Genomic DNA, 23,812 nt, shown 5'->3' with positions numbered 1-23,812 from the left:
ATGTGGTAATTACAAGATATTGTAACTGAAAAATGATTAAAAGTATAAACTTCATCTTTAATTATACCGAATTCGGTATAATTAAAGATGAAGTTGGTAAAACTGTATTGAGGGTTGGAATCCTTCTTTTTAATAAAATTCAGTAAGAAATACCTAAACAATTGTTTTTAAATAGCTAAAATGTATACTTTTGGTTTTCGAAAGAAAAAACTGAAGTATAACTATGGCAACCAACAAACCAGAGAAATTAAACCTTACAAAAAGAATATTTCTTTTTGTTTTAACATTGGCATTAACCAATTGTCAAGATAGTGAAAGTCCAATAAAAGAAGAACAAAGCAGGATTAAGACCGTAAGTATAGATGATGCTACAGCATTCTTAACAAGGTCAAGTAATAGTCCTTCTGCTAAATTAGCGAGTAGTGAAATAGGCGACCTTGAATTTGATAAAGCAACACAGGAAAAATTAAACGGTAGCGATCAGCTATTGACTGCAATTCCTCTTGCAACAAATAACGAAGTTCGAAACGATCGTGTTTTGGTAATGAAGATAGACGATGAAATTAGAAGTGTTATTTTTAGTATGCAACCTGACGAGAATTCTACTCAAGATCGATTTTCTGGAAAAGTGTTTATTTACTCCCTCCAGGGTGATTTTATTACTGGGTACGGAGCAAAAGATGGTATTTATATAGGTCAATATCTAAAGGAAAAGAGTAATTCAAAAACAAGTAAAAATCCTCAGGACGGAGAAGGAGGAGTACTTATTATATATTATTACAAAAAACCCGTAAATGCCGTAAACGCTACTGATTTTGACGCGATATGGGGAAGTGCGGGGTCAAGTATGGGTTGGGCTCCTGTGGGCGGTGCGTCAGGAGTGACTTGGGATGCTACAGGTGGTGGCGGTGGTGGCAGTGGTATTACAGCCCCAACAAATGAGCAAATTGCAGCAGCACTAGAAAAGAAAATCGATGGTACTAATCTTGATCCATGTACGCAAGGAGTTTTAGATAAACTTAAAAATTTAAAACAAGGAGATATTGCTGCAATGATTAATCGTTTTAATGCGGGGGGATCTATTTTCACTATTCATATGTCAACAGGCGCGGTAACTATTACAACTGATTTAGCACAAACCAAACCTATGTCAGGCTCTAGCACTGATATAAATATGGTTTTTAGTAATGATTATATTTCTGGAAAAGGTAATTTGGCTCCGCCTACAGATCTATCGGTTGCCACCACAATGACGCATGAAATTATCCATGCATATTTAATTAGTCAGCTTGAAGAGTATAAATCAGGAGGATGCGCTGGTATATGTGATTTCGCAACAATTTATGATGCATATGTTAAGCAACAAATCGATAAAGACAAAAATAAGAATTTAACAGTACAACAACATCATGAGGTAATTGCTAATGATTATGTCAATGCAATTGCGTCAACAATTGAGGAGTTTCATACTGGACAGCCAGTTACCTCAGGTTTTCCCAAACAGGTCTATCTCGATATGGCTTGGGGGGGACTTGATAAAACTTACATTTTCAATAAAAACTATCCTGATGATCCAAATAACAAAAACTATAAAGATCGCCAAAGAATTTTAGCGAGAATTAATACAGAAAGATTAGGATCTCAATATGGAGTAAATACACCAATAGGAACACCGTGTAAAAAGTAAAAACATGAAGAAATTAAAAAACACACTTATAATAATTCCTTTTTTTACTTTGTCTTGTGCTAGTGCACAATATGTAGAAAGTTATGACCCGATCAATGTATTTCTTGAGACACAAAAATTAGAAAAAGGAAAAGAGTATATTTTGCAACGTGAAAAAATAAATAATACAGAAGCTTTAAGACTGTTTAATGGTGGAGAGGGCGCTGAGCATATTATTGATTCAACAGATCCAATAGACTACACAGACGGTTTATTCGTCGAAAAACATTGGAAAAAAATGTATAAACAATATGCGCAGGATACAATATCTAAATATTGGAAGAAACAGGATTTTCCTGCTTATAATTTCATTTTGGAAGATAAGAATGGTTTACTAAAATTAGATTTTATGAATCGCTATCTAAATTCCAGAATAGAAACAATTGTAATGCTTTCCGAACCGATGTATTATATGGATAAGAAGTATATTATGTTTTATTTTAATAAAGTTTCTTTTTTTGGAGATACAAAACCGCAACTTGTTATTATGAAAAAAGAAAAAGGAATATGGAGCATTGTTCGGATAATGGGAGATTATATTTATTATTAAGTCTTAGAAGAACCTTCTATATTAAAACAAGCAACATCACTATATTTTGTGATGTTGCTTTTCTGTTTTTTTAGTTATTTTGACTGAAAACCGATTTTAAGCCTACTTCTTATTAGAAAGGTGTATTTGTCTTTTCCTTCATCTAATATCTTCTTAAAAAGCTTTATTTAAATCAAGTAACATGAAAATTATATTAAAAACATTTGCAATTCTATTCTTATTTATAAACAGCAGTTGTAAAGCCCAACAAATGGTGCAAACGCCAAGTGATATTTATAAATTAAAAGCTAATGAACACCAATTTCTGAATAAACCATTGAAAAATCTTCTTAAAGAAATAAAACCTGAGATTAAAATTGCTTATGGAACATTAGATTATCCATCTTATTTTTCTTTTAGGTTCATTAGTCGAGAAGAAATGAGTCGTAAGACATTAGACGGGAATGTTTTAGGACTCTATGTTTATGTAAAAGAAGATATTAAAGAATGGAGTCATGGTACAAGACCCAAAGAAAAAGAGTTTATATGGACGAAAGAGGATGCGGAGAAATACGGTAACTTTACTGTAATCAGAATTAGGGTTAGTGGTAAAGAATAATAAAGAATAGAAAGCAAAAAAAATGATAAAATAAAAGCATCATTACAAAATTTGTAATGATGCTTTTATGAAAAAAAGAGAACAATAAATGGATTGTCGTTAAAATAGTTGGAGATTATATTTATAACTAATTATCTAAACAACAAAAGCCTGCTAATTTTATTTAGCAGGCTTTTGTTGTTATAGGACTAAACTATAATAACTTATATCTTATAAAAGGTTTATTTCCCTTTCAACAATTTCTCCAAATATTCATTTTTATCCTTTTCAGCCTGAACTAAACGTTCGTAAAGTTCAACAACTTTATCTAAAGGATTGAATGTGCAATCATAATTAGTAGCGTTAACGACTCCGTTTCCACTACTACTGTCATAAAAACTATTAAAATAATTAATCATATTTTCTTCCGTAAAGTTTTTAATTGCTTCAACAGAAACTCCAAGAGCTTTTGCTACTTCTTTAAGTTTTTCTTCGTCTATGTTTTCGCTGTTTTCTATAGCCGAGATTGCTTGCTGATTTGTTCCCAAAGCCTGTGCAAGTGCTTCTTGTTTCATGTCTTTAAGTTCACGAATACGGCTTATTTTTCGCCCTATATGATATGGTTTGATTGTTGCGCTCATACATCAAAGGTATTTAAAATTTTTAGAGAAAAATACATTTTAGTAAAAAACAGACTTGTTTTTGTAAGATACGGTTTTCATTATTTTGATACCGGAATATAAATATCAAATTTTGCTCCGTGATCTAATTTGCCTGTTGCGGTAATAAATCCTTTATGGTTTTCTACAATCTTTTTTACAATTGTTAAACCAATTCCGGTTCCTTTATATTCTGTTTTACTGTGAAGCTGCTGAAACATTTCGAAAACACGATTTTCAAATTGCGAATCAAATCCTATCCCATTATCGCTAATTGTAATATGGCAATAATCGTTGTCTAAAGGAATGTTTTTAGAATTGGGTTTGGTATAATAACTTTCGATCTTAATATGTGGCGCTATTTCCGGTTTCGAAAACTTAAGAGAATTACTGATTAGATTGCTTATAAGCTGCTCGAACTGAAACGGAATTATATAAGCTTTACAGTTCCCGGATAATATTATAGTTGCTTTTTTTAGTGTTATTTCATCTTTTAAATCTTCCAGAACTTTATTTATGAGATCGTTAAGGCTAATTTTTTCAAATTTCTTTTCGGTTACACTTGTACGGGAATAATTCAATAAATCATTTATAAGCGCTTGCATATGCGAGGCCGCAACTTCAATTCGGTCGAAGTAATATTTTCCTTTCTCTGTTAAATTTTGATGTTCATCTGTTGAAATTCGGTCCGAAAAAACCTGTATTTTTCGCAATGGTTCCTGAAGATGATGACTTGAAATATACGTAAAAGCTTCAAGTTCGTTGTTTGCGAGAATTAATTCGGTAGCGCGTTTTTCTTTTTCATTGTTCTGAAAAGTAAGTTCCGTATTTGCAATAACAAGTTCCGCAGCACGATCTTCTTTCTCCTGATTTTGATAAGCGAGTTCTGTGTTGGCTATAAGAAGTTCAGCAGCACGTTTCTCTTTTTCTTTATTTTGAAACGTTAATTCTTTATTAGCAATAACAAGTTCGGCAGCACGATCTTCTTTTTCCTGATTCTGATAGGCGAGTTCTGTGTTGGCTATAAGAAGTTCAGCAGCACGTTTCTCTTTTTCTTTATTTTGAAACGTTAATTCTTTATTAGCAATAACAAGTTCGGCAGCACGATCTTCTTTTTCCTGATTCTGATAGGCGAGTTCTGTATTGGCAATAAGGAGTTCAGCGGCACGTTTCTCTTTTTCATTATTTTGAAACGTTAATTCTTTATTAGCAATAACAAGTTCGGCAGCACGATCTTCTTTTTCCTGATTCTGATARGCGAGTTCTGTATTGGCTATAAAAAGTTCAGCGGCACGTTTCTCCTTTTCTTTATTCTGGAAGGTCAATTCTTTATTAGCGATTACAAGTTCCGCAGCACGATCTTCTTTTTCCTGATTCTGATAGGCGAGTTCTGTGTTTGCAACTACTAATTCAGCAGCACGTTTCTCTTTTTCTTTATTCTGAAAGGTTAATTCTTTATTGGCAATAACAAGTTCGGCAGCACGATCTTCTTTTTCCTGATTCTGATAGGCGAGTTCTGTATTGGCTATAAGAAGTTCAGCAGCACGTTTTTCTTTTTCTTCGTTCTGAAAGGTTAATTCTTTATTGGCAATCACAAGTTCGGCAGCACGATCTTCTTTTTCCTGATTCTGATAGGCGAGTTCTGTGTTGGCAATTACAAGTTCGGCAGCACGTTTTTCCTTTTCTTCGTTTTGATAAGCCAGTTCCGCATTGGCAATAATTAATTCTGCGGCACGCTTTTTTCGCTCTTCTATTTGTTGTGCCAGCCTTTTGTTTACCAGCAGCAATTCATCATTATGATTTGTCTTATTCCGTTCTGGAAAAGTGGTATTTTCAGGTAGAATAATCTTTTTTTTGGTCATGATTTCCAGCGCATTTATCCAAATATAATCTAACTGAATTTAATTGCTTTGTTTTGAATATAATATCTGGAAATATAATCTATGAAATAACGTTAATGCTCAGAATCTGTATTTCTTAAATTTAAGTTTTTTCTTATTTTTTAAATTAGTTTTAGATTTTTATTAAAATTTATTTTAAGAAAAAAAGGGGAATTAATACCATTTTTACTGGGATTACATAATTTTATATGATTTAAGTCCCGAAAATAATTTCGAAACAATGTAGCATTTTTAGTTTACCATCGTCTTGATTTAAAATGCTCGAATTGTCTGATTTACAAAAAGGACCAAAAAGTAAAAAGACCCGGCATTCAATCATCAATCAAAAAACGTCAATCATAATCATGAGAAATTTATTTTCTAAATCAGTAATAATGCTCCTTTTAATGAGCTCAGTGAGTTTTACAGTTAGTTCGCAAAATCAACCAATTAACGATAGTATAGATCTTTTTTTGAAAGAGAAAATGCAAAAACTTCATATTCCGGCGCTTCAGCTTGCCGTTGTTCGACACGGAAAAATAATTAAAAGCAGCAATTACGGAATTGCTAATATCGAAAATTCGGTTAGTGCAACAAACGAAAGTATGTTCTCTATTAATTCTTGTACAAAAGCATTTGTTGGTGTTGCTATAATGCAGCTTCAGGAAGAGGGAAAACTGAATATTAATGATCCTATTTCAAAATATCTAGATGATTTGCCTTCTGCGTGGCAAGAACTAACCATGAAACAATTATTTTCTAATATTTCAGGACTTCCAAATATTATTGATGAATACGAAAACTTATTAGGAAATACGGAAGCCGCTTCTTGGGAAAAAGTTAAAACATTGCCTATGGAGTTTAATACAGGAGATCATTTTCGTTACAATCAAACCGGTTATGTTATTATTGGTCGAATTATCAATAAAGTGAGCGGAATGCATTTTACTAAATTCATAGAAGAGCGTCAGTTTAAAGCTGTAGGAATGAAACACACTCGTTTTGGAGATTCTTATGATGTTATTCCAAATTCAGCCGGAGCTTATACAACTCAGGATAATATAAACGGAGATTGGATTACCACAAATGAGGTAAAAAATTGTTTTGTGAAGTTTCCGGAATTTTTTAGAACAGCTACAGGAATTATTTCAACATCTGATGAAATTGCAAAATGGATTATTGCAGTGCAAAATGGTACATTATTAAAACAAAAATCAAGTTTAGATTTGCTTTGGCAGCCTGCAATTTTAAATAACGGACGTGTAGGAGGTTTTAATAAACTGGTAAACGGATATGCATTGGGTTGGCCAACGGTAAGCAGGGAAGAACATCCTGCGGCAGGACCAATTGGAGGAATGAGATCGGCATTTTTTGTTTATCCAAACGATGATCTTTCAATAGTTGTTCTAACGAATCTTCAAGGAGCAAATCCGGAATGGTTTATAGATGAAATTGCGGGTTATTATATTCCTGATATGAAAGAATCAAACGGTTTTGGATTATCTCCTTCATTAAAAAAATTAAGAAAAGAGTTAATGAAGCAAGAATATAATAATGCTTTGAAAACGGCAGAAAGTCTAAAAAAATCTGATTCTAAATTTAATTTGGGAGAGAATGAATTAAACGATTTTGGATACAAATTATTGGGAGAAAAGAAACAACCAGAAGCTTTAAAAATCTTCAAATTGAATGTAGATCTTTATCCACAAAGCGGAAACACATATGATAGTTATGCAGAAACACTGGCTAGTTTGGGGAATAAAAAAGAAGCTATAAAAAATTATAAAAAAGCATTTCAATTAAATCCAAAAAATAAAAATGCTCAGGAACAAATAAAGAAACTGGAGAGTATTTAAAGAATGTTTTTTTCGACTTAAAACTTGAAATAGAGTGATTTTACCGCAGAGGACGCAAAGTTTTTTAGACATACTTGGTTTATAAAAACACAAAGTTCACAAAGCTTTGATTTCTAACTTTGCGAACTTTGTGTTTTCTGAAGATGCTTTAGATGAAATCTTTGCGTTCTCTGCGGTAAAAAAAAACTTAATTAACTTATGACTCAGTCTATAATTTAATCTCAAACAAACTAAAAGAACCTTCTTTGTAATGTTCCGGTAATTCGCTTGTCCATTCGATCGTGCTAATGCCTTTATATTCAAAACCACAGCTTGTGTAGTATTTATTTATTCTTTCGTTTCCGCTGTGCGTATCAAGTCTAATGTATGATTTGTTGTTTTCTTTGGCGTATATTTTAACCCATTCAATGATTTTTTTAACATACGATTGTCCTCTGAATTTTGGATTTGTCGCAATACGATGTAAATAAACAGCGGGATCGTTACTGGCTTCTTTCCAGATAATTAAATCATTAAAAGTAAGTACAAATGTACAAGCAACTTCATCTCCTTCTTTGATTATAAAGTGACGATTTTCGGCAATTTCTGTTTCTATAAGAGTTCTTTCAAAACCTCTCCAGCTTTTATTGTTGACTGTTTTTTGATAAGAAGTTGCTTCATTATAAATATCGAAAACGGCATCGATATCTTCATTTGTAGTTTTAAAAAATTCCATTCTTGGGATGTATTCTGTTGATTAATCAATCCTGTAAAGATAAATTTTCAGAGGATTAAAGTGGGACGAATTATATTAGTTTTAACTTTTTTCATTAGAGTTTAGCCAAACCACATTTTGTTCTGATTGGTGGTTTTGTCCAATAATATCGCGGTATAATTCTGGTCTTCTTGCTTTTATATAGCGATTTCCTCCAGCCTGAATACATTTTTCAGGGGTAATTATTGCTGTTGCAAAAGAATCATCAAAAGAACGACATTCGGCTAAAACATCTCCAAAAGGATCGATAATCATCGAACATCCATTTTTTAATTGATCGTCGTCCATACCAATAGGGTTGGAGAAAACGGCATAAATAGCATTGTCATAAGCTCTTGCAGGCAGCCATTTCATTAACCAATCACGGCCTTTCATTCCGTCAAATTCCAGTCTTAAAGAAGTTGGGTCTGCTTCGCGGTTTTCCCAAAGCTGAGGTGCAACGAAACCAGCGCCTGGTCGGGTAGAAGGCGTGCACATTGTTACGTGTGGCATAAAAATAATATCGGCGCCCAAAAGTTTTGTGGCGCGTACATTTTCTATAATATTATTGTCGTAGCAAATTAGAATTCCGCATTTCCAGCCTTTAATTTCAAAAATGCAATATTGATCTCCCGGAATTAAATATGGATTTATAAACGGATGCAGTTTTCGATATTTTGCAACCAAACCATTTTTGTCGACACAAACATAAGCTTTGAAAAGATTGTTGTTTTCATCCTTTTCAAAAAGTCCGGCAAGAATTACAATGTTATTATTTTTGGCAATTTCAGTAAGTTTTAAAACACTTTCTCCACTCGGGATACTTTCTGCCAAGTCCAGCATTTGTTCCTTTGATAAATGTCTCGCAAAAGTATATCCGGTTATAGAACATTCATGAAACGAAATTACATCGCAACCTTCATTGGCAGCTTTTCGCGAAAGCGTTTCGATTACAGATAAATTGTACTTTTTATCACCACTTTTATTCTCAAACTGAGCAGTGGCTATTTTTAGATTTTCCATTTTTAATGCTATTAATTGAAATCAAAAGTAGCATTCAGAACAATCTATAAATTGTACAAAACCGACATTTAAGGAATCAATYCTAAAAGTTGTGGAGAAACGTTAAAAAATTATATTCCTTAATTATTTTTTAACGCAGAGAACACAAAGGTTTTTCGCAGAGTTCACTAAGATTTAAGTTGTGTTTACAAAATTTAAGTCCGCAAAGCTTTGTGAACTTTGTGTTTTACTAAATTTAGCATATTTAAAAAACTTTGCGTTCTCCGTGGTAATTTTTTTTCTCCCTCCAAAGTTTTTCCTATTGATTCCATTTAAGATATAGTAGCAGGAAACGTTTTGATAAGATTATTGGCTAATTTCCCGCTATTGTACAAATATTCTTTGGGAGAAATTCCGGTATGTTTTCTAAAATCTTTGATCAAATGCGATTGATCTGAAAATCCTGCGTCATAACAAATGCTTGTAAAATTTGCATTGGCAGGTTTGTTTTTTAGTAATTTTAAAAAATGATGTAGCCGTACAACGTTGCCAAACTTCTTCGGGTTTAACCCAATAGATTCTTTAAACTTTCTTYCCAAATGTCTTTCGGTATAACCGGTGTATTTAACCAATTGTGAGACGGAAAAAAGCCCTTTGTTTGAAATTATAAAATCTAACGAACTGTTTACAATCAATTGATTGGATTGGGATTTTTTAGAGATCTGATTGCTGAAAAAGTAATTTAAAAGCGCAATCCTTCTTTGATTGTCATATTGTTCAGATAATTTTTCCTGAAAAATTAATCCGTTTTCTCCAAAAACATCCTCAATAGAAACGATAGCATCCAGAAATTCATTGGCAGGAATTCCCAACAATTGATGAATTCCGTTAGGCTGAAAAACTACAATTATTAAAGTGATTTCATCGTTAGAATAAATGTCTTTAAAACCATTGAGCTGTCCGTATAAAAAAGAATTTGGCAAATAGTTTTTCGCGTCATAATTGCTGATTCCCGAAATAAGTTTGCTCTTAAAAGAAAATACAATGCCAGTATTTCCATCAGAAAACAATCGAAGTTTTTGAATATCAGTTGCATCATTATCTAAAAAAAGATAATGTTTAATATAAGGCGATAATTCTTTTGATGGTGAAACTTGCATTGTTTAAATATTGAAAACCCAGCTTTTGACAAAATTAAGGATATTTTTCCGATTATGGTTTTTCATACTCTTTGTAAATATTTCTTTCTATTGTAATGTTTAATCTGGTAAACATTTCGGCAATATCAAATCCTTCTTTTTTATACGAAGCCTGAACTGCTTCTTTTGCTTTTTTTAAAACTGCCTCGTTTTCCCAAACGGCAATAGTCATAAAAATTAAATTTCCTTGTTCATCGATGCGTTCATAAGCTTCGTCTTTTACGAATCCATTTAATTTTTTAATAAAGTTTCTGTTGATGTTTACTCTTGCTAAAAATTCTTGCTTTGATTTTTCCGGAACGATAAATTTATCGATAAAAATTTGTTTCATGTTTTCTGATTTTTTGGTTTCTATTTGGGAATTAATTATTGGTGATTGCGCATTTGTTTTAGAAGTAAACAATGTCAAAAAGATAATTCCGATTAAAAGATTTGTTTTCATAATGCTTGATTTTTTGTTGATGTAAAATTCAAGATTATAGAAACCAATAAATTGTAAAAAATCATTGATTTACCAGAAAGAGGGAAATTTAAAAAATTCGGACGGAGTTTGTCCTGTAAACAATTTGAAGTCTTTGTTGAAGTGGGATTGATCAAAATATCCCGCATCAAACGCAAGTTCGATAAGATTTTGATTGTTTTGTTTTTGATCGATAATCGATTTTATTCTGACTACATAACAAAACTGTTTGGGTGATGAACCAATTGTTTTTCGGAATCTTTTCTCGAAAGCATCCTGGCTGATATAAAGCATATCCGCTAGTTCTTTTATTTTGATGATCCCTTTTTTAGCTTGAATTATAGCTATTGCGGTCGAGATTAATTCATCGGGTTTGTAATCGTGTAATCTTGGTAAAAGAAATTGTTCTATTACGGCAATTCTTTGATTATTGGTTTTTGCTTCGGCTAAAAGTTCTTCGATAATGGCTATTTTTTGCTTCGGAAAAAAGTTGTCCAGAGAAACACTTTCTTCAAATAATTCATGAAGTGGTTCTTTAAAAAAGGCTTTGGTTCCAACTTCTTTAAAGTGAACAACAACTGTAGTCGTATTTTTGGAGTAATTGATTAAACGTGCCGATTTTCGAATACCCGAAATTGTAGAAACAGGTAAATTATCCTGATTGTTTTCTTTGATATAATTGACATTTCCCTGGCATCGAAAAGCAATCGTAAGTGATGTACCCGGCAAAACACGATTGACCAATTCTTCCTGACTTTCGATAATTCTATACGTCCTGATAAATGGTTTTAATTGTTCTGTTGGAATAAAATCTACAATTTTCATTTCGGCTGCAGTTTACTACTAGTAAAGATAAGAAAAACTGCTTTTAAAGTAAAAGTGCTGTATTTGAATGATTTTTTAGAAATAATAAAAAACTTAATCCTGAAGAATCATTTTTATTTTATAAAAAATGCGATCAACAAACAGTTTGTAAGCCAACTCGGACGGATGTAAACCATCTGAAGCAACCAAATTAGGTTTGCTCAAACCCTGTTGTGTAATATCAGTAATAGAAATAAAGCTAATGCCTTTACTAATGCACATGCTTTCTGCGAAATTATTATATCGGGTTATTTCACCTGAAATTCTATTTTGGTTTTCGCTTGTGTAATTTGAAGCAAACGGAGTGTAGGTGTAATCAGGAATCGAAAGAACAAGTACATTGTTTTTATCGCCTTTTGCCAGTGCAATTGCTTTGTTTAGTAATTGTGGAAATTCTTTTTCGTACACAGAAAAATTCATGTGCTGATACTGATTATTCACACCAATTAAAAGTGTTACCAAATCATAATTAGAATCAGGATTTACAGTATTTATTGCCGAGATCAGGTCAGAAGTTGTCCAGCCAGTTTGGGCAATTATGTTTAATGAAAAATTAGTGTCAGGATAAGTTTTTTTTAAAACTGCTTTTAGCTGTTCCGGATACCGGCAAGTTTCACAAACACTTTGACCAATGGTATAACTGTCGCCTAAGGCAAGATAATTTACAGAACCTGAAATAGGTTTAGTCGGAACTTCTGATGTTGGAGGAGTAGCCGGAGATGGCGTTTCAGAGGATGATCCGTCACTACTGCAGCTTAACAGAAATATAGAGAGAACAGCAGTAACTATTTGTTTGAAATGTGATTTCATAATTTAGGAAAATTAAGTTTCGGGTCATTTTAAACAAATAGTTACGTTAAATAACTTGCTTTGGTTTTTACACCATTTCTGCTTTCATCACAATTTCTTCTTCAATTGCATTCCAAAGTCCGATTCGTTTTTCTAATGCCAGAATTGAAATTTCTTCAACTTCTTTCCATTTTTGGGCATCTTCTTCACATAAATCGGTAATCATTTGCATTGCCATTGGTCCATGTTCATCGGCATCCAATTCGATATGTCTTTCAAAATAATAAAGAAGTTTGCTTAAATCAGTATCAGGAAGATTTTTTTGAAAGTTTTTCAAGATTGCAGTAAACATACTCGGAATCAAATCTTCTCTTCCAAAAGTAAATGCGGCAGCAATTTCGTGTGGTTTTCCTTCTTCGATAACTCTAAAAGTAAAATCTAAAAATGCTTTTGTATTTGGATGTAATGAACTTTGTTTAATGGCAACAAAAATATTGTGCAATGAATTTACCTCAGATAAAAAGCTGTTAATTCCGTTTATATCTGCACCGCAATCTACCATTGCTTCAAGATACATTTCATAATGACTTTGTCTTCTTCCGTCAATACTCAAATCTGTTTCTTCGGCGAGAACAATTTCATTGATTAAATATCTGGTTTCAGGATTTTTAGTCGCAAACCAAGGTGTTGTTGTGCAAGTAAGTTTGGTTTGTAAAGCTTTTAATAATGACATAAAATCCCAAACCGCAAAAACGTGGGTTTCCAGGAAACTATGTAAGTCATCAATACTTTGAATTTTATTGTATAAAGAATGTTGTAAAAGTTGTTCTTTTTGAGGTTGAATGCTATTGTTTATAGTTTCAATATTCATTTGCGTAATTTTTTTGCAAATATAAAAAGCTTCTCGGTTAGAAGAAGCTTTTTGTATTGTTTTTGTATATATTTTAATAGTTCTTTCTTATTTAAATGCCGAAATTCCAGTTACATCCATTCCGGTAATTAATAAATGAATGTCGTGAGTTCCTTCATAAGTTATCACACTTTCAAGATTCATCATGTGGCGCATAATCGAATATTCGCCTGTAATTCCCATTCCGCCCAGCATTTGTCTGGCTTCACGTGCGATATGAATTGCCATATCGACATTGTTGCGTTTTGCCATCGAAATTTGTGCCGTTGTTGCTTTTCCTTCATTTCTCAAAACACCCAGACGCCAGGTTAATAATTGGGCTTTAGTAATTTCGGTAATCATTTCTGCCAGTTTTTTCTGCTGCAATTGAGTTCCGCCAATTGGTTTTCCAAACTGAATTCTTTCTTTTGCATAGCGCAAAGCAGTATCATAACAATCCATTGCTGCTCCAATTGCTCCCCACGCAATTCCGTAACGAGCAGAATCTAAGCAGCCAAGTGGTGCGCCTAATCCGGATTTATTTGGTAAAAGATTTTCTTTTGGAACTTTTACGTTATCAAAAATTAATTCTCCGGTTGATGATGCACGAAGTGACCATTTATTATGAGTTTCAGGAGTTGTAAAACCTTCCATTCCGCGTTCTACAATTAATCCGTGGATTCTTCCTGTTTCATCTTTTGCCCAAACTACAGCAATATCTGCAAATGGAGCGTTCGAAATCCACATTTTGGCACCGTTTAAAAGATAATGATCTCCCTTATCTTTAAAATTGGTAATCATGCTTCCGGGATCAGAACCGTGATCTGGTTCGGTCAAACCAAAACAACCCATGAACTCTCCTGTTGCCAGTTTGGGTAAATACTTCATTCTTTGTTCTTCGTTTCCGTATTTCCAGATAGGATACATGACTAATGAAGATTGAACTGATGAAGTTGATCTTACACCAGAATCTCCTCTTTCAATTTCCTGCATTATTAAACCGTAGGAAATTTGATCCAAACCTGCACCTCCATATTCAACAGGAATATAAGGACCAAAACCGCCAATTTCTCCAAGTCCTTTTATGATTTGTTTTGGAAATTCTGCCTTTTGAGCATACTCTTCAATAATAGGAGAAACCTCCCTTTTGACCCATGCACGTGCAGATTCGCGAACCAGTTTGTGTTCGTCTGTCAATAAATCGTCAAGGTTGTAATAATCCGGGGCTTGAAATAAATCTGGCTTCATTTTTTGATAGTTTAGCAAAAACAAATTTACGCAATATAAATATAACAAAACGCGTATAAATTGTTATATTTTTTAAAACAAAAAGAAGAAAATTAGTAATAAGACAAATTAATTATAGTTTATTGATAATTTATAAGCTATTTTTGAGTTTCCAAAAACAAAATAAATGAGGCTGATCATCTCTTTTTTACTCTTTTTTGTTCTGAATACCGCATTTGCTCAAAAAAGTGCTTTGACAGAAAAGGAGTATTTGATATTGCAGGATAAAATTCGACTTAATTTTAATGCAAATGTCGATAGTGCTGTTGTATATGCTAACCAAATGGCTAAATCTAATGATTTTAGACATAAGGCATTTGCTAACGGATCATTAGCTTTTTCTTTGCAATTAAAGGGAAAAACAAAAGAGTCTAAWGAAAATTATAAACTAGCGATTGTTTATTTAAGTAAAATTCCAGCATCAAGGGATAAAACCCAATTAGAATCATATATTCTAAATTTTGGAGGATTGGCAGAATGGAAAAGAGGTAATTTTAGTGAAGCCATTGAGCAATATCAGAAAGGAATGAAGCTTTCTTCGCAAATAGGTGATGTAATGCAAATTATCAAATTCAAAATGAATACTTCCGTAATTAATGAGGCAGTTGGGAACTATCAATTGGCCATTAAAAACATGAGACAACTAGATATATTTATTGATAAAAATGAAAATTTATTCAGCAAAGAAGATTTTTTAAATAGAAAAAGTAATATTAGTGTCAATTTAGGTAGTTCTTACGAAAGTTATTTTGTAAAAAATCAAAAAAAAAGATTTTTGCTTGATTCAGCAGAATATTTTTACAAAAAAGCGATTACATATTCTAAAAATAATCCATATAATAAAATCAGTTCAAAATTAAGCTTAGGCAATGTTTACAATTGGAAAAAGGATTATGTAAATGCTGAAAAAACCTATTATGATGTTGTTTTTTTATCGCAGCAGAATGATCAGAAGGATTTATTGTGTGTGGCAAATTATAATTTGGCAGATATATATTACACCATTAAAAAATATGATAAAGCACTTGTATTTTTTAAAAAAAGCGATTCAATTGCCACTATAACAAACATAAATCAATTAGATTACTTAAAGTCTAATTACTATCAGGCCAAAATTTATAATATACTCAAGCGACCAGAATTAGCTTATAAACATTCCAAAATCTATCTGGATAATTATGAGGAATTCGAAACAAAATTAAATGATCAGGCATTAGAAGTAAACTATAAACAAGGAGTTGGCAATCTAACGGATGAAATGGTTACGATTGAGAAGAAATATAAAAATGATGTCTTCCTAAATAGAGGATTGAAAGTCTTTTATGTACTTATTTTTGTTGTAATTGTATTTTTACTCATAAAAAATATCAGGGATAAAAATAAAGCCCATAAAAAAATGAATGCTTTAATTGAGGAATTCAAAGCAAATATAGAGAAGAGAAATAATCCTGATTTTGAGCAAGAAGAGGTACAAACGATAGAAGAACTTGTGCTTGAACCGGAAGAAGTTCATCTCAAAAAAGAAAATGTCAATTTAAGTATCGATGAAGCTAAAGAAAATAAAATAGTCGAGAAATTGCTGGCTTTGGAAAGCAAGTTAGAATACTTAAATGCTGATTTTACGTTACAATATGTAGCCAAAAAAATCAAAACAAATACCACTTATTTGTCTTATGTTGTCAATAAGCGATTTGGAAAATCATTTGGAGAATACTCCAATGAACTTAAAATTAATTACGTGATCAACGAGATGATTACCAATCATATGTATAGAAAATATTCTACACAAGCTATTGCAGAGAGTGTAGGTTTTAAAAATGCGGTTTCTTTTGCAAAATCATTTCGCAAAAGAACTGGAGTTTCTCCAGCTCAGTTTGCAAGTAATATTTAATTTGGTACTATTGGTGAACTACTTTGATTTTCGAATTATAGGAGGTTTATTATCTGCTTTTTAGCCTTTTTTGTTTTTAATACTACAGTTGCTCAAGATAAAAAAAGCAATGTCAGAAGATGAATATACAATTTTGAAATATAAAATCTATCAAAATTTTGGTGAAAGTCTTGACAATCTGTTATATAATATCTAGTTTAGAAATAATGAATAAGTTATTTTTGAAATTCCAAAAACAAACTCAATGAGGTCGATTGCCTTTTTTCTGCTCTTCTTTATTTTCAATACTACATTTGCTCAACATGCAAATACGATGACTGACGAAGAGTATGCTATTTTGAGACATAAAATCAGGCAAAATTTTAATGCAAATACGGACAGTTCTCTTGTATATGCGAATCAAATGGCAAAGTCAAATAATAATAAACACTTGGCTTTTGCAAATGCGGCATTATCTGTTTTATGGCAGAATAAAGGAAAAACAGAATTATCTAGAGAAAAATATAAAAAAGCACTTTATTATCTGGATAAGGTACCTGACTCTCAGGATAAGATACAATTGAAATCCTACATCTATAATTACGGAGGATTAGCAGAATTTGACCGAAGAAATTTTAGTGCTGCACTTGAAAAGTTTCATCAGGGAATCAAACTTTCACAACAAATTGGAGATATTAACCAAATGGTAAACTTCAAGGCGAATATTGTTTTGGCTAACGAAGTAATTGGGAACTATCAATTAGCGATTAAAAACGGAAGAGAACTGGATCGTTTTCTTCATGAGAATAAAGATTTATTCGATAAAGAAAGTTTTCTAAATAAAAAAAGTAACATCAATCTAAGTTTAGGAGGCTCTTATGAGGATTACTTTAAGGCAAATAAAAACAAGAAATATTTGTTAGATTCGGCAGCGTATTTTTATAAGAAGACCATTGATTACTCGGATAATTATCTTTTTAATAAAATTACAGCAAAATTAAACTTAGGCAATGTTTACAATTGGAAAGGCAATATAAAAGATGCTGAAAAAATATACTATCAGGTTGTACTTCTTTGCGAGGAAAATGATCAAAAAGAGTTATTGTGTACTGCTAATTTTAATTTAGGAGATATTTATTATACACTCAAAAAGTATGATAAAGCATTGTTTTTTTATAAAAATACAGATTCGCTTGCACTTTTAAGTAATTCAAACGAGTTAGATTATCTAAAATCTAATTATTATCAATCAAAAGTTTATGCTCTTCTTAAAAAACCGGAACTAGCTTACAGGCATTCAGTAATTTACCTGAATAGTAAACGAAAATATGATGCAAAATTAAAGAAGGAAAAATTAGCAGTAAATGAATTGCAAGGGATAGGGAATCTAACGAAAGAAATGGTTTCGGTTGAACGAAATTATAAAAAAGACATGCTTTTAAATAAGAGCCTGAAAGGTTTTTATATATTTTTAATTATAGGGATTATTACGCTATTGGTAAAAAGTAACAGAGATAAAAACAAGGCTAATAAAAATATGAGTGCCTTAATACAAGAACTTAAAGCGAATATAGAAAAGGAAAATAACGCTTTTGCTAAAGTGAAATTACTTGAATCTGAAAAAGTTGAATTAAAAACGGAAAGTTCCAGTTTATCTATTGATCTGGCTAAAGAAAATGAAATAGTTGAAAAGCTTTTGGACCTTGAAAACAACTTAGAATACCTTAATAAAGACTTTACATTGGCTTATGTCGCCAAAAAAATCAAAACAAATACAACGTATTTATCTTATGTAGTCAATAAACGATTTGGAAAATCATTTGGAGAATATACCAATGAACTAAAAATTAATTATGCAATTAATAAGATGATCACCAGTGAGACATATCGAAAAAAATCTACACAGGCTACTGCAGAAAGTGTAGGATTTAAAAACGCAGGTTCTTTTGCAAAATCATTTCGCAAAAGAACCGGAGTATCTCCGGCTCAGTTTGCGAATAATATTTAATTTTTAATTAAAAAAACTTTTTTCTATTTAGATAAGGTAAAAATCATCCTGTACCAGCTCCGCTACCTTTTCCAGGTTCTGTTTCTTGCGCTGGTGGAATTGGATTAGTAACTGGATTACCATCTCCTCCACGAACGATTTTTTGTTGATTTTTTGATAATTTTTGTGCTCCGAAATCTTCTAATTTTGATGCTTGATTTGCCATGTTTTTATGTGTTAGGGTTATTACTTTGTCAAAACTAGACAAAAAGCAAAACCCTTAATCGAGAATGACCTTTTACGGGTTTTAGTAAAACTTTAATCAGTGTAATTATTTGATTTACAATATTTTAAATAGATTATTGTGGCTTATATAATTTATAAATTGTATGTAGTATAATTGATAAAATGTCTGCTTTTGTGATTATTTTTCGAATAAAAACAGCAATATTTGTATTGTAATTATGATTTTAAACAGCCGAAAAGATGTTAAAACTTGTCCAAAAATTTCTCCAAATAAATAGATACTCGGAAATTAAAAATGAGTTTAAAGATCTGTTCCTTTCTCATCCTAATTACCCAAGTTTATTTGCAATAACAGATTCTTTTGATTTACTGTCTATAGAGAATGCTGCAGTGCGAGTTTCAAAAGAGCAGATTGTTGATTTGCCTTCAAATTTTTTAGCTTATTTTAAAGAAGAACTTATATTGGTAGAAAAGGCTAAAAATTTTGTCCTTATTAATAGTCAGAAAAAAAGAAACTATAAAATGGCTTATGAAAAATTCCTTTTAGACTGGAATGGAGTAATAGTGGCAATAGAGCCAAATAATATTGTAGAGAGAGAAAATTTGAAATTAGAATACAATTGGTTAAAATATTTTTTTCCTCTTTTACTTTTAACAGGATTATCATTTTTTTATAATACATATAATTGGTTTAGTCTTATTTTTTTAGCAACATCAATTTTAGGATTGGTTGTGAGTGTTTTTATAGTTCAGGAAAAGTTGGGTTTTAAAAATAGTATAATTTCAAAAATTTGCAATCTAAGTTCTAACTCTTCTTGTGATTCAGTTATAAATGCTAATGAAGGAAGTGAAAATAAATGGATTAATTTTTCAGATTTGCCACTACTTTTTTTTAGTGCAAGTTATATAGCAATTTTAATTCAACCTTTAAATTCAGCAATATTTATTGGCTTTTTAAGCTTATTGGCGATTCCTGTTATAGTTTCTTCCATTTGGATTCAAAAATTTGAAATTCAAAAATGGTGTGTAATGTGTTTGATCGTTTCATTTTTGATCTTTTCACAAAGCATTGTTTGGTTCTCATCAGATTTATTTACGTTGAGTTTTAGTTTTGAAAATGTTTTTCCTTTCTTTTTCTCATTGTTGCTTCTTGTACCAATTTGGTATGTGATTAAATCAACGGTAAAGAATATACTGGACAATGAAAACTCGCTAAAAGAATTGAAGAAATTCAAAAGAAATTATTCTTTACTAAATTTTTTAGCTAAGAAAGTGCCTAATCCTAAAGGGTTTGAAGATTTAAGAGGATTAAATTTTGGAAATAGAAATGCCGTTGTAAAGCTGTCAATAATAATAAGTCCAAGTTGCGGACATTGTCATAAAACGTTTCAGGAAGCATTTGATTTGGTTTTAAGATTTCCTGACAAGATATTTTTGAATGTCCTGTTCAATATCAATCCGGAAAATACAGATAATCAATATAAAGTTATTGTAGAACGACTTTTGTCAATAAACAGATCAACCCCGGGAAAAACGGTTGAAGCGATTTCAGACTGGCATATTAAAAAAATGAGCCTAAAGAAATGGATGAAAAAATGGCACGTTGATTCTGTTAGCATGATGATAACACAGGAAATAAACAAACAATACGAGTGGTGTTCTAAGAATAATTTTAATTATACACCAGTTAAAATTGTAAATGACAAATTGTTTCCAAACGAATATGAATTAAGCGAACTGAAATACTTTTTGAACGATTTTGTTGAAGAAGTTGAAGTTTTGGAAAAAATAGCTTAGCGGCACCAATAAATTCCTGCGCAGGGATAGACATAAGCTTCAAGTGTCTTAAAATGATTGAAGGTCTATTATTAAGAAACAAAAAACACAAATCATGTTAGAAAAATTTTTAAAAACAGAAGGTACTAAAAAATTATCAAAAGAAGAACAAAAAAATACTGCAGGCGGAACCTTCCCTGAAGTTGGAATGTGTTGGAATGTTGATAGAGGATATTATAAATGCGCGTAAAAAGAAAACCGTGTGGAGAAGTTTAAAAGCTTCTCTGCATTTCACAAGAATGAAAGAATAAAAATAAGTTGTTGTTTTGAATAAATGAAGGAGAACTAAAAATTGAAGATTATGTTAAAAAACATTTTAAACTTAGAAGGAGCTCAGGAATTAAGCATTTTTGAGAAAAAAAGTATTAATGGTGGTTCTTATCCAGTCGAGCCAATTTGTGGAAACGTTACATGGAGTGCAAGTGAAGTGGTTTGTTTGAACTACGACCCTTATTACAGACCAGTATATTTAGGGAATAATAAATGCTCAATTGTAGGTGATGCTTGCTAGAATTAGATAAATAACATTAAATAAAGTATAAGATGTTAAAGAAAATTTTAAATCTGGAAAATGCTCAGAGAATCACCAAAAATGAGCAAAAGACAATGCAGGGAGGAATTCCTGAATGTTGGATTTACGCGATTGAAGCAGGATGTGTTTTAATACCAACAGGAGGCACTTGTCCTTTGGATACGTTGCCGGGTATTTGTGATTCGCTTCGTCTTTGTTGTTAATTTTTAACTTTTTTAGAAGTAATTACAATATAGCCTTTTTTAGAATTTAGTCATGTTTTTTTTAATTTGTAGGCGCTCGATCGTGGAACATTGAGCAAATTCCCCACATTGATGATTGGTGTTGGGATTCTTAGGAAAATTGGTCACTGAGTTGATTTTATTTGGTTAGGGTTAACCAGTGCCATGTCCTACAGAAATTGGATTACTGATAATAACGTTTTTAAATACCTAACAGAAAGGAAAATTATGGATCAGGTGCAAAAGTTGGGGATTAGGCAAAAAGATTAGATAATCTGAACAAGAAGAAATCTACTTTACGCACTCCTCTAAATTGACTTCTAAACGCTTTTACTTTAGCATTGAATGATTCTGCAGAAGCATTAGTACTTCTATTGCCAAAATAGTTTAAGATTGATTGGTAATTAACCGTTATAGTATTTAAAAGGATATTAAAATTTTTAAACCCTGAATCTTCTACATTCTTGTACCAATGTGCCAGTTTGGTCATCGCAATGTGTTTATTGTTATGATTGTTGTAAATACCTNGGATCAGGTGCAAAAGTTGGGGATTAGGCAAAAAGATTAGATAATCTGAACAAGAAGAAATCTACTTTACGCACTCCTCTAAATTGACTTCTAAACGCTTTTACTTTAGCATTGAATGATTCTGCAGAAGCATTAGTACTTCTATTGCCAAAATAGTTTAAGATTGATTGGTAATTAACCGTTATAGTATTTAAAAGGATATTAAAATTTTTAAACCCTGAATCTTCTACATTCTTGTACCAATGTGCCAGTTTGGTCATCGCAATGTGTTTATTGTTATGATTGTTGTAAATACCTCGTAGTTGTTGGGTTAAACTGTAGGCTTTTTTAATATCTGGATATAAGCCAAATAATAATTGGGCTCGTTCGTTTTGTTTCTCGGTCCATTTATCGCGGGATTTATAAAGAACATATCTACTTCTGGCTAACAACTGTTTTACAGAGTCTCCATTAGGTAAAAGCTCTGGGACATAGGTTTTGTTTTCTCTTTTCGCTTGTAATATCAATCGATTCTCCATATCCATCGCTTCCCAACGATATTTTATTCTAATCTCCTGTAATGCTTCTAGAGCTAATTTTTGAACATGAAATCTATCGGTAACCTGTACCGCTCTTGGAAAACATCTTTTGGAGATCAACTTCATGGAATTAGCCATGTCAAGTGTTATTTCTTGGACATAACTTCTTTTTTTGTAATCAATTTTACAGATATGTTCAATGACCTGATCTGCCTTTGTCCCTGCAACTATAGCAACTAAGCAACCTTTTTTACCTCTAGCTTCCTTATTGGTTACAATAGTAAAAAGCTCACCCTGAGACAAAGCTACTTCATCAATTGACAAGTGGGTACCTATATTTTCAGGATAAATAATCCACTGGTGCGCATGTTCTCTTGGAGCCCACGTACTAAAGGAGCTTAGATGTTTTTTGTATTGTCTTTGTAATTTTTTCCCATTGACTCCGAAGAAACCTCCAATAGTTCGACAATCGATAGCGGTTTTATCTATTAATTTCTTTTAAAAAAGCCGCAAACTCTTGAGTCATGCGGGTTCCTTTAGCAACTAAATTCCAATCTCTTTTAACGATCTCACCTGTATCTTTATTTGTCCAGCGACGTCTTTTGATATGTAAATACACCAACTTGCCTCTCAGAGGAAAGTCCTGAATTGTAATCTCATCTTGAAAACCCTTTGATACTAATTGAAGATTATTAAACTCTTCTGGAGGTTTAGAATTCTCTTCAAAATAGAGGTGTAATATTTCTTCGCTATTAGTAGATGAAACTACTTCAAAATGTTCTACTAAAAAATCAGGAAGCATAAACTTCAAAAGTTCTATAGGGGTCATATAAAATTCTTAGATTACAAAGTTCTTATTTTATTTTGACATTTCCTCCCCAGGTTTTGAGATTGATCCNTTGATATGTAAATACACCAACTTGCCTCTCAGAGGAAAGTCCTGAATTGTAATCTCATCTTGAAAACCCTTTGATACTAATTGAAGATTATTAAACTCTTCTGGAGGTTTAGAATTCTCTTCAAAATAGAGGTGTAATATTTCTTCGCTATTAGTAGATGAAACTACTTCAAAATGTTCTACTAAAAAATCAGGAAGCATAAACTTCAAAAGTTCTATAGGGGTCATATAAAATTCTTAGATTACAAAGTTCTTATTTTATTTTGACATTTCCTCCCCAGGTTTTGAGATTGATCCAATATAAGTTCATTTAAAGAAAAAAGGGATCAAGACGAAAACCTGTGGAGTAGCAAAAATTAAGCATAAATATTAGTTAGTCTAAAAAGGAAGTATTCTATATTTCTAATGCCCCTGAATTTTGACCTAAATGCTTTTATTTTTGCGTTGAAAGATTCTGCCGAAGCGTTGGTGCTTCTGTTGTCAAAATAATTCAATATGGTTTGATAATGATTTATAATTGTGCGAGAGATTGTACCAAAAGATTTAAATCCAGATTGATTTACTTTTTCGTGCCATTTGGCTAGTTTAGCAAAGCCTATGATTTTATCTTTTGTGTTCTCAAAGATTCCGCGGAGCTCTTGAGTTAGATTATATCCTTTTTGAATATCAGGATACAATTCAAATAGTATTGCAGCACGTTCTGTT

25 protein-coding genes are annotated in these 23,812 nt (G+C 31.9%); 10 read left to right on the top strand and 15 right to left on the bottom strand.

Annotated elements, in window-relative coordinates:
• Positions 1 to 223: 223 nt before the first annotated feature.
• The 3 genes from EAH81_RS02395 to EAH81_RS02385 all read left to right on the top strand — a co-directional run bounded on the left by EAH81_RS02395 (position 224) and on the right by EAH81_RS02385 (position 2,874).
• Complete coding sequence (locus EAH81_RS02395; RefSeq protein ID WP_140503357.1) at positions 224 to 1,687, top strand: hypothetical protein; 1,464 nt, start codon at positions 224 to 226, stop codon at positions 1,685 to 1,687.
• A 4-nt stretch (positions 1,688 to 1,691) separates the two neighbouring features.
• Entirely contained in the window at positions 1,692 to 2,276 is a 585-nt protein-coding gene (locus EAH81_RS02390; protein ID WP_140503355.1) for a hypothetical protein, read from the top strand.
• Between the two features lie 181 nt (positions 2,277 to 2,457).
• Entirely contained in the window at positions 2,458 to 2,874 is a 417-nt protein-coding gene (locus EAH81_RS02385) for a hypothetical protein (RefSeq protein WP_140503353.1), read from the top strand.
• Between the two features lie 221 nt (positions 2,875 to 3,095).
• Here the strand turns inward: EAH81_RS02385 and EAH81_RS02380 are convergent, their stop codons facing one another.
• On the bottom strand, positions 3,096 to 3,494 hold the full coding sequence (locus EAH81_RS02380) for a helix-turn-helix domain-containing protein (RefSeq protein ID WP_140503351.1): 399 nt from the start codon (positions 3,492 to 3,494) through the stop codon (positions 3,096 to 3,098).
• An 80-nt stretch (positions 3,495 to 3,574) separates the two neighbouring features.
• Positions 3,575 to 5,374: a sensor histidine kinase gene (locus EAH81_RS02375; RefSeq protein WP_140503349.1), complete on the bottom strand. Its 1,800-nt coding sequence runs from the start codon at positions 5,372 to 5,374 to the stop codon at positions 3,575 to 3,577.
• A 383-nt stretch (positions 5,375 to 5,757) separates the two neighbouring features.
• On the opposite strand from EAH81_RS02375, the gene EAH81_RS02370 reads away from it, so the two are divergent.
• Positions 5,758 to 7,248: a serine hydrolase gene (locus EAH81_RS02370; protein WP_206669071.1), complete on the top strand. Its 1,491-nt coding sequence runs from the start codon at positions 5,758 to 5,760 to the stop codon at positions 7,246 to 7,248.
• Between the two features lie 208 nt (positions 7,249 to 7,456).
• Here the strand turns inward: EAH81_RS02370 and EAH81_RS02365 are convergent, their stop codons facing one another.
• The 8 genes from EAH81_RS02365 to EAH81_RS02330 form a co-directional block, all read right to left on the bottom strand.
• Positions 7,457 to 7,963 carry a GNAT family N-acetyltransferase gene (locus tag EAH81_RS02365; protein ID WP_140503347.1) on the bottom strand — a complete coding sequence of 169 codons (507 nt, stop codon included), beginning with the start codon at positions 7,961 to 7,963 and terminating at the stop codon, positions 7,457 to 7,459.
• Between the two features lie 81 nt (positions 7,964 to 8,044).
• On the bottom strand, positions 8,045 to 9,004 hold the full coding sequence (locus tag EAH81_RS02360; protein ID WP_140503345.1) for a nitrilase family protein: 960 nt from the start codon (positions 9,002 to 9,004) through the stop codon (positions 8,045 to 8,047).
• 311 nt (positions 9,005 to 9,315) lie between these two features.
• Complete coding sequence (locus EAH81_RS02355) at positions 9,316 to 10,143, bottom strand: helix-turn-helix domain-containing protein (protein WP_140503343.1); 828 nt, start codon at positions 10,141 to 10,143, stop codon at positions 9,316 to 9,318.
• A gap of 52 nt (positions 10,144 to 10,195) precedes the next feature.
• Positions 10,196 to 10,624, bottom strand: a complete 429-nt coding sequence (locus EAH81_RS02350) for a hypothetical protein (protein ID WP_140503341.1) — start codon at positions 10,622 to 10,624, stop codon at positions 10,196 to 10,198.
• 69 nt (positions 10,625 to 10,693) lie between these two features.
• Positions 10,694 to 11,467 (bottom strand): helix-turn-helix domain-containing protein, encoded by a 774-nt coding sequence (locus EAH81_RS02345; protein WP_140503339.1) that lies wholly within the window; start codon positions 11,465 to 11,467, stop codon positions 10,694 to 10,696.
• 93 nt (positions 11,468 to 11,560) lie between these two features.
• The gene (locus EAH81_RS02340) at positions 11,561 to 12,316 is read right to left on the bottom strand and encodes an SGNH/GDSL hydrolase family protein (RefSeq protein ID WP_140503337.1); all 756 of its coding nucleotides are present in this window, start codon (positions 12,314 to 12,316) and stop codon (positions 11,561 to 11,563) included.
• A gap of 67 nt (positions 12,317 to 12,383) precedes the next feature.
• The gene (locus EAH81_RS02335) at positions 12,384 to 13,166 is read right to left on the bottom strand and encodes a DUF3050 domain-containing protein (RefSeq protein WP_140503334.1); all 783 of its coding nucleotides are present in this window, start codon (positions 13,164 to 13,166) and stop codon (positions 12,384 to 12,386) included.
• Positions 13,167 to 13,253: 87 nt separating this feature from the next.
• Positions 13,254 to 14,432, bottom strand: coding sequence for an acyl-CoA dehydrogenase family protein (locus EAH81_RS02330; protein ID WP_140503332.1), 1,179 nt, complete (start codon positions 14,430 to 14,432; stop codon positions 13,254 to 13,256).
• A gap of 166 nt (positions 14,433 to 14,598) precedes the next feature.
• On the opposite strand from EAH81_RS02330, the gene EAH81_RS02325 reads away from it, so the two are divergent.
• On the top strand, positions 14,599 to 16,362 hold the full coding sequence (locus tag EAH81_RS02325; RefSeq protein ID WP_140503330.1) for an AraC family transcriptional regulator: 1,764 nt from the start codon (positions 14,599 to 14,601) through the stop codon (positions 16,360 to 16,362).
• A 244-nt stretch (positions 16,363 to 16,606) separates the two neighbouring features.
• A complete protein-coding gene (locus EAH81_RS02320; protein ID WP_140503327.1) occupies positions 16,607 to 18,349 on the top strand; it encodes an AraC family transcriptional regulator in 1,743 nt (580 codons plus the stop codon).
• A gap of 43 nt (positions 18,350 to 18,392) precedes the next feature.
• Here the strand turns inward: EAH81_RS02320 and EAH81_RS27345 are convergent, their stop codons facing one another.
• Positions 18,393 to 18,554, bottom strand: coding sequence for a hypothetical protein (locus EAH81_RS27345; RefSeq protein WP_161595778.1), 162 nt, complete (start codon positions 18,552 to 18,554; stop codon positions 18,393 to 18,395).
• 260 nt (positions 18,555 to 18,814) lie between these two features.
• On the opposite strand from EAH81_RS27345, the gene EAH81_RS02315 reads away from it, so the two are divergent.
• The 4 genes from EAH81_RS02315 (at position 18,815) to EAH81_RS02305 (ending at position 21,145) form a co-directional block, all read left to right on the top strand.
• Positions 18,815 to 20,371 carry a vitamin K epoxide reductase family protein gene (locus tag EAH81_RS02315; protein ID WP_140503325.1) on the top strand — a complete coding sequence of 519 codons (1,557 nt, stop codon included), beginning with the start codon at positions 18,815 to 18,817 and terminating at the stop codon, positions 20,369 to 20,371.
• 94 nt (positions 20,372 to 20,465) lie between these two features.
• Positions 20,466 to 20,600: a hypothetical protein gene (locus tag EAH81_RS28010; RefSeq protein ID WP_262711746.1), complete on the top strand. Its 135-nt coding sequence runs from the start codon at positions 20,466 to 20,468 to the stop codon at positions 20,598 to 20,600.
• A 111-nt stretch (positions 20,601 to 20,711) separates the two neighbouring features.
• A complete protein-coding gene (locus EAH81_RS02310; protein WP_140503322.1) occupies positions 20,712 to 20,921 on the top strand; it encodes a hypothetical protein in 210 nt (69 codons plus the stop codon).
• Positions 20,922 to 20,953: 32 nt separating this feature from the next.
• Positions 20,954 to 21,145, top strand: coding sequence for a hypothetical protein (locus EAH81_RS02305; RefSeq protein ID WP_140503319.1), 192 nt, complete (start codon positions 20,954 to 20,956; stop codon positions 21,143 to 21,145).
• A 271-nt stretch (positions 21,146 to 21,416) separates the two neighbouring features.
• Here EAH81_RS02305 and EAH81_RS02300 read toward each other — a convergent pair whose 3' ends face one another.
• The 4 genes from EAH81_RS02300 to EAH81_RS02280 all read right to left on the bottom strand — a co-directional run.
• Entirely contained in the window at positions 21,417 to 21,704 is a 288-nt protein-coding gene (locus EAH81_RS02300; RefSeq protein ID WP_262711745.1) for a transposase, read from the bottom strand.
• A 10-nt stretch (positions 21,705 to 21,714) separates the two neighbouring features.
• The gene (locus EAH81_RS02295; RefSeq protein ID WP_206669072.1) at positions 21,715 to 22,668 is read right to left on the bottom strand and encodes a transposase; all 954 of its coding nucleotides are present in this window, start codon (positions 22,666 to 22,668) and stop codon (positions 21,715 to 21,717) included.
• A gap of 22 nt (positions 22,669 to 22,690) precedes the next feature.
• The gene (locus EAH81_RS02290) at positions 22,691 to 23,038 is read right to left on the bottom strand and encodes a transposase family protein (protein ID WP_140503311.1); all 348 of its coding nucleotides are present in this window, start codon (positions 23,036 to 23,038) and stop codon (positions 22,691 to 22,693) included.
• Between the two features lie 425 nt (positions 23,039 to 23,463).
• Positions 23,464 to 23,812 (bottom strand): transposase (locus EAH81_RS02280; protein WP_140503305.1); only part of this gene is annotated, 349 nt, incomplete at its 5' end.

It is taken from the genome of Flavobacterium pectinovorum (assembly GCF_006438875.1).
In the GTDB taxonomy this organism is placed as follows: Bacteria; Bacteroidota; Bacteroidia; order Flavobacteriales; family Flavobacteriaceae; genus Flavobacterium; species Flavobacterium pectinovorum_A.
Note: the sequence above shows the minus strand (reverse complement) of the source record. Positions and strands in the feature narration are given on the sequence as shown.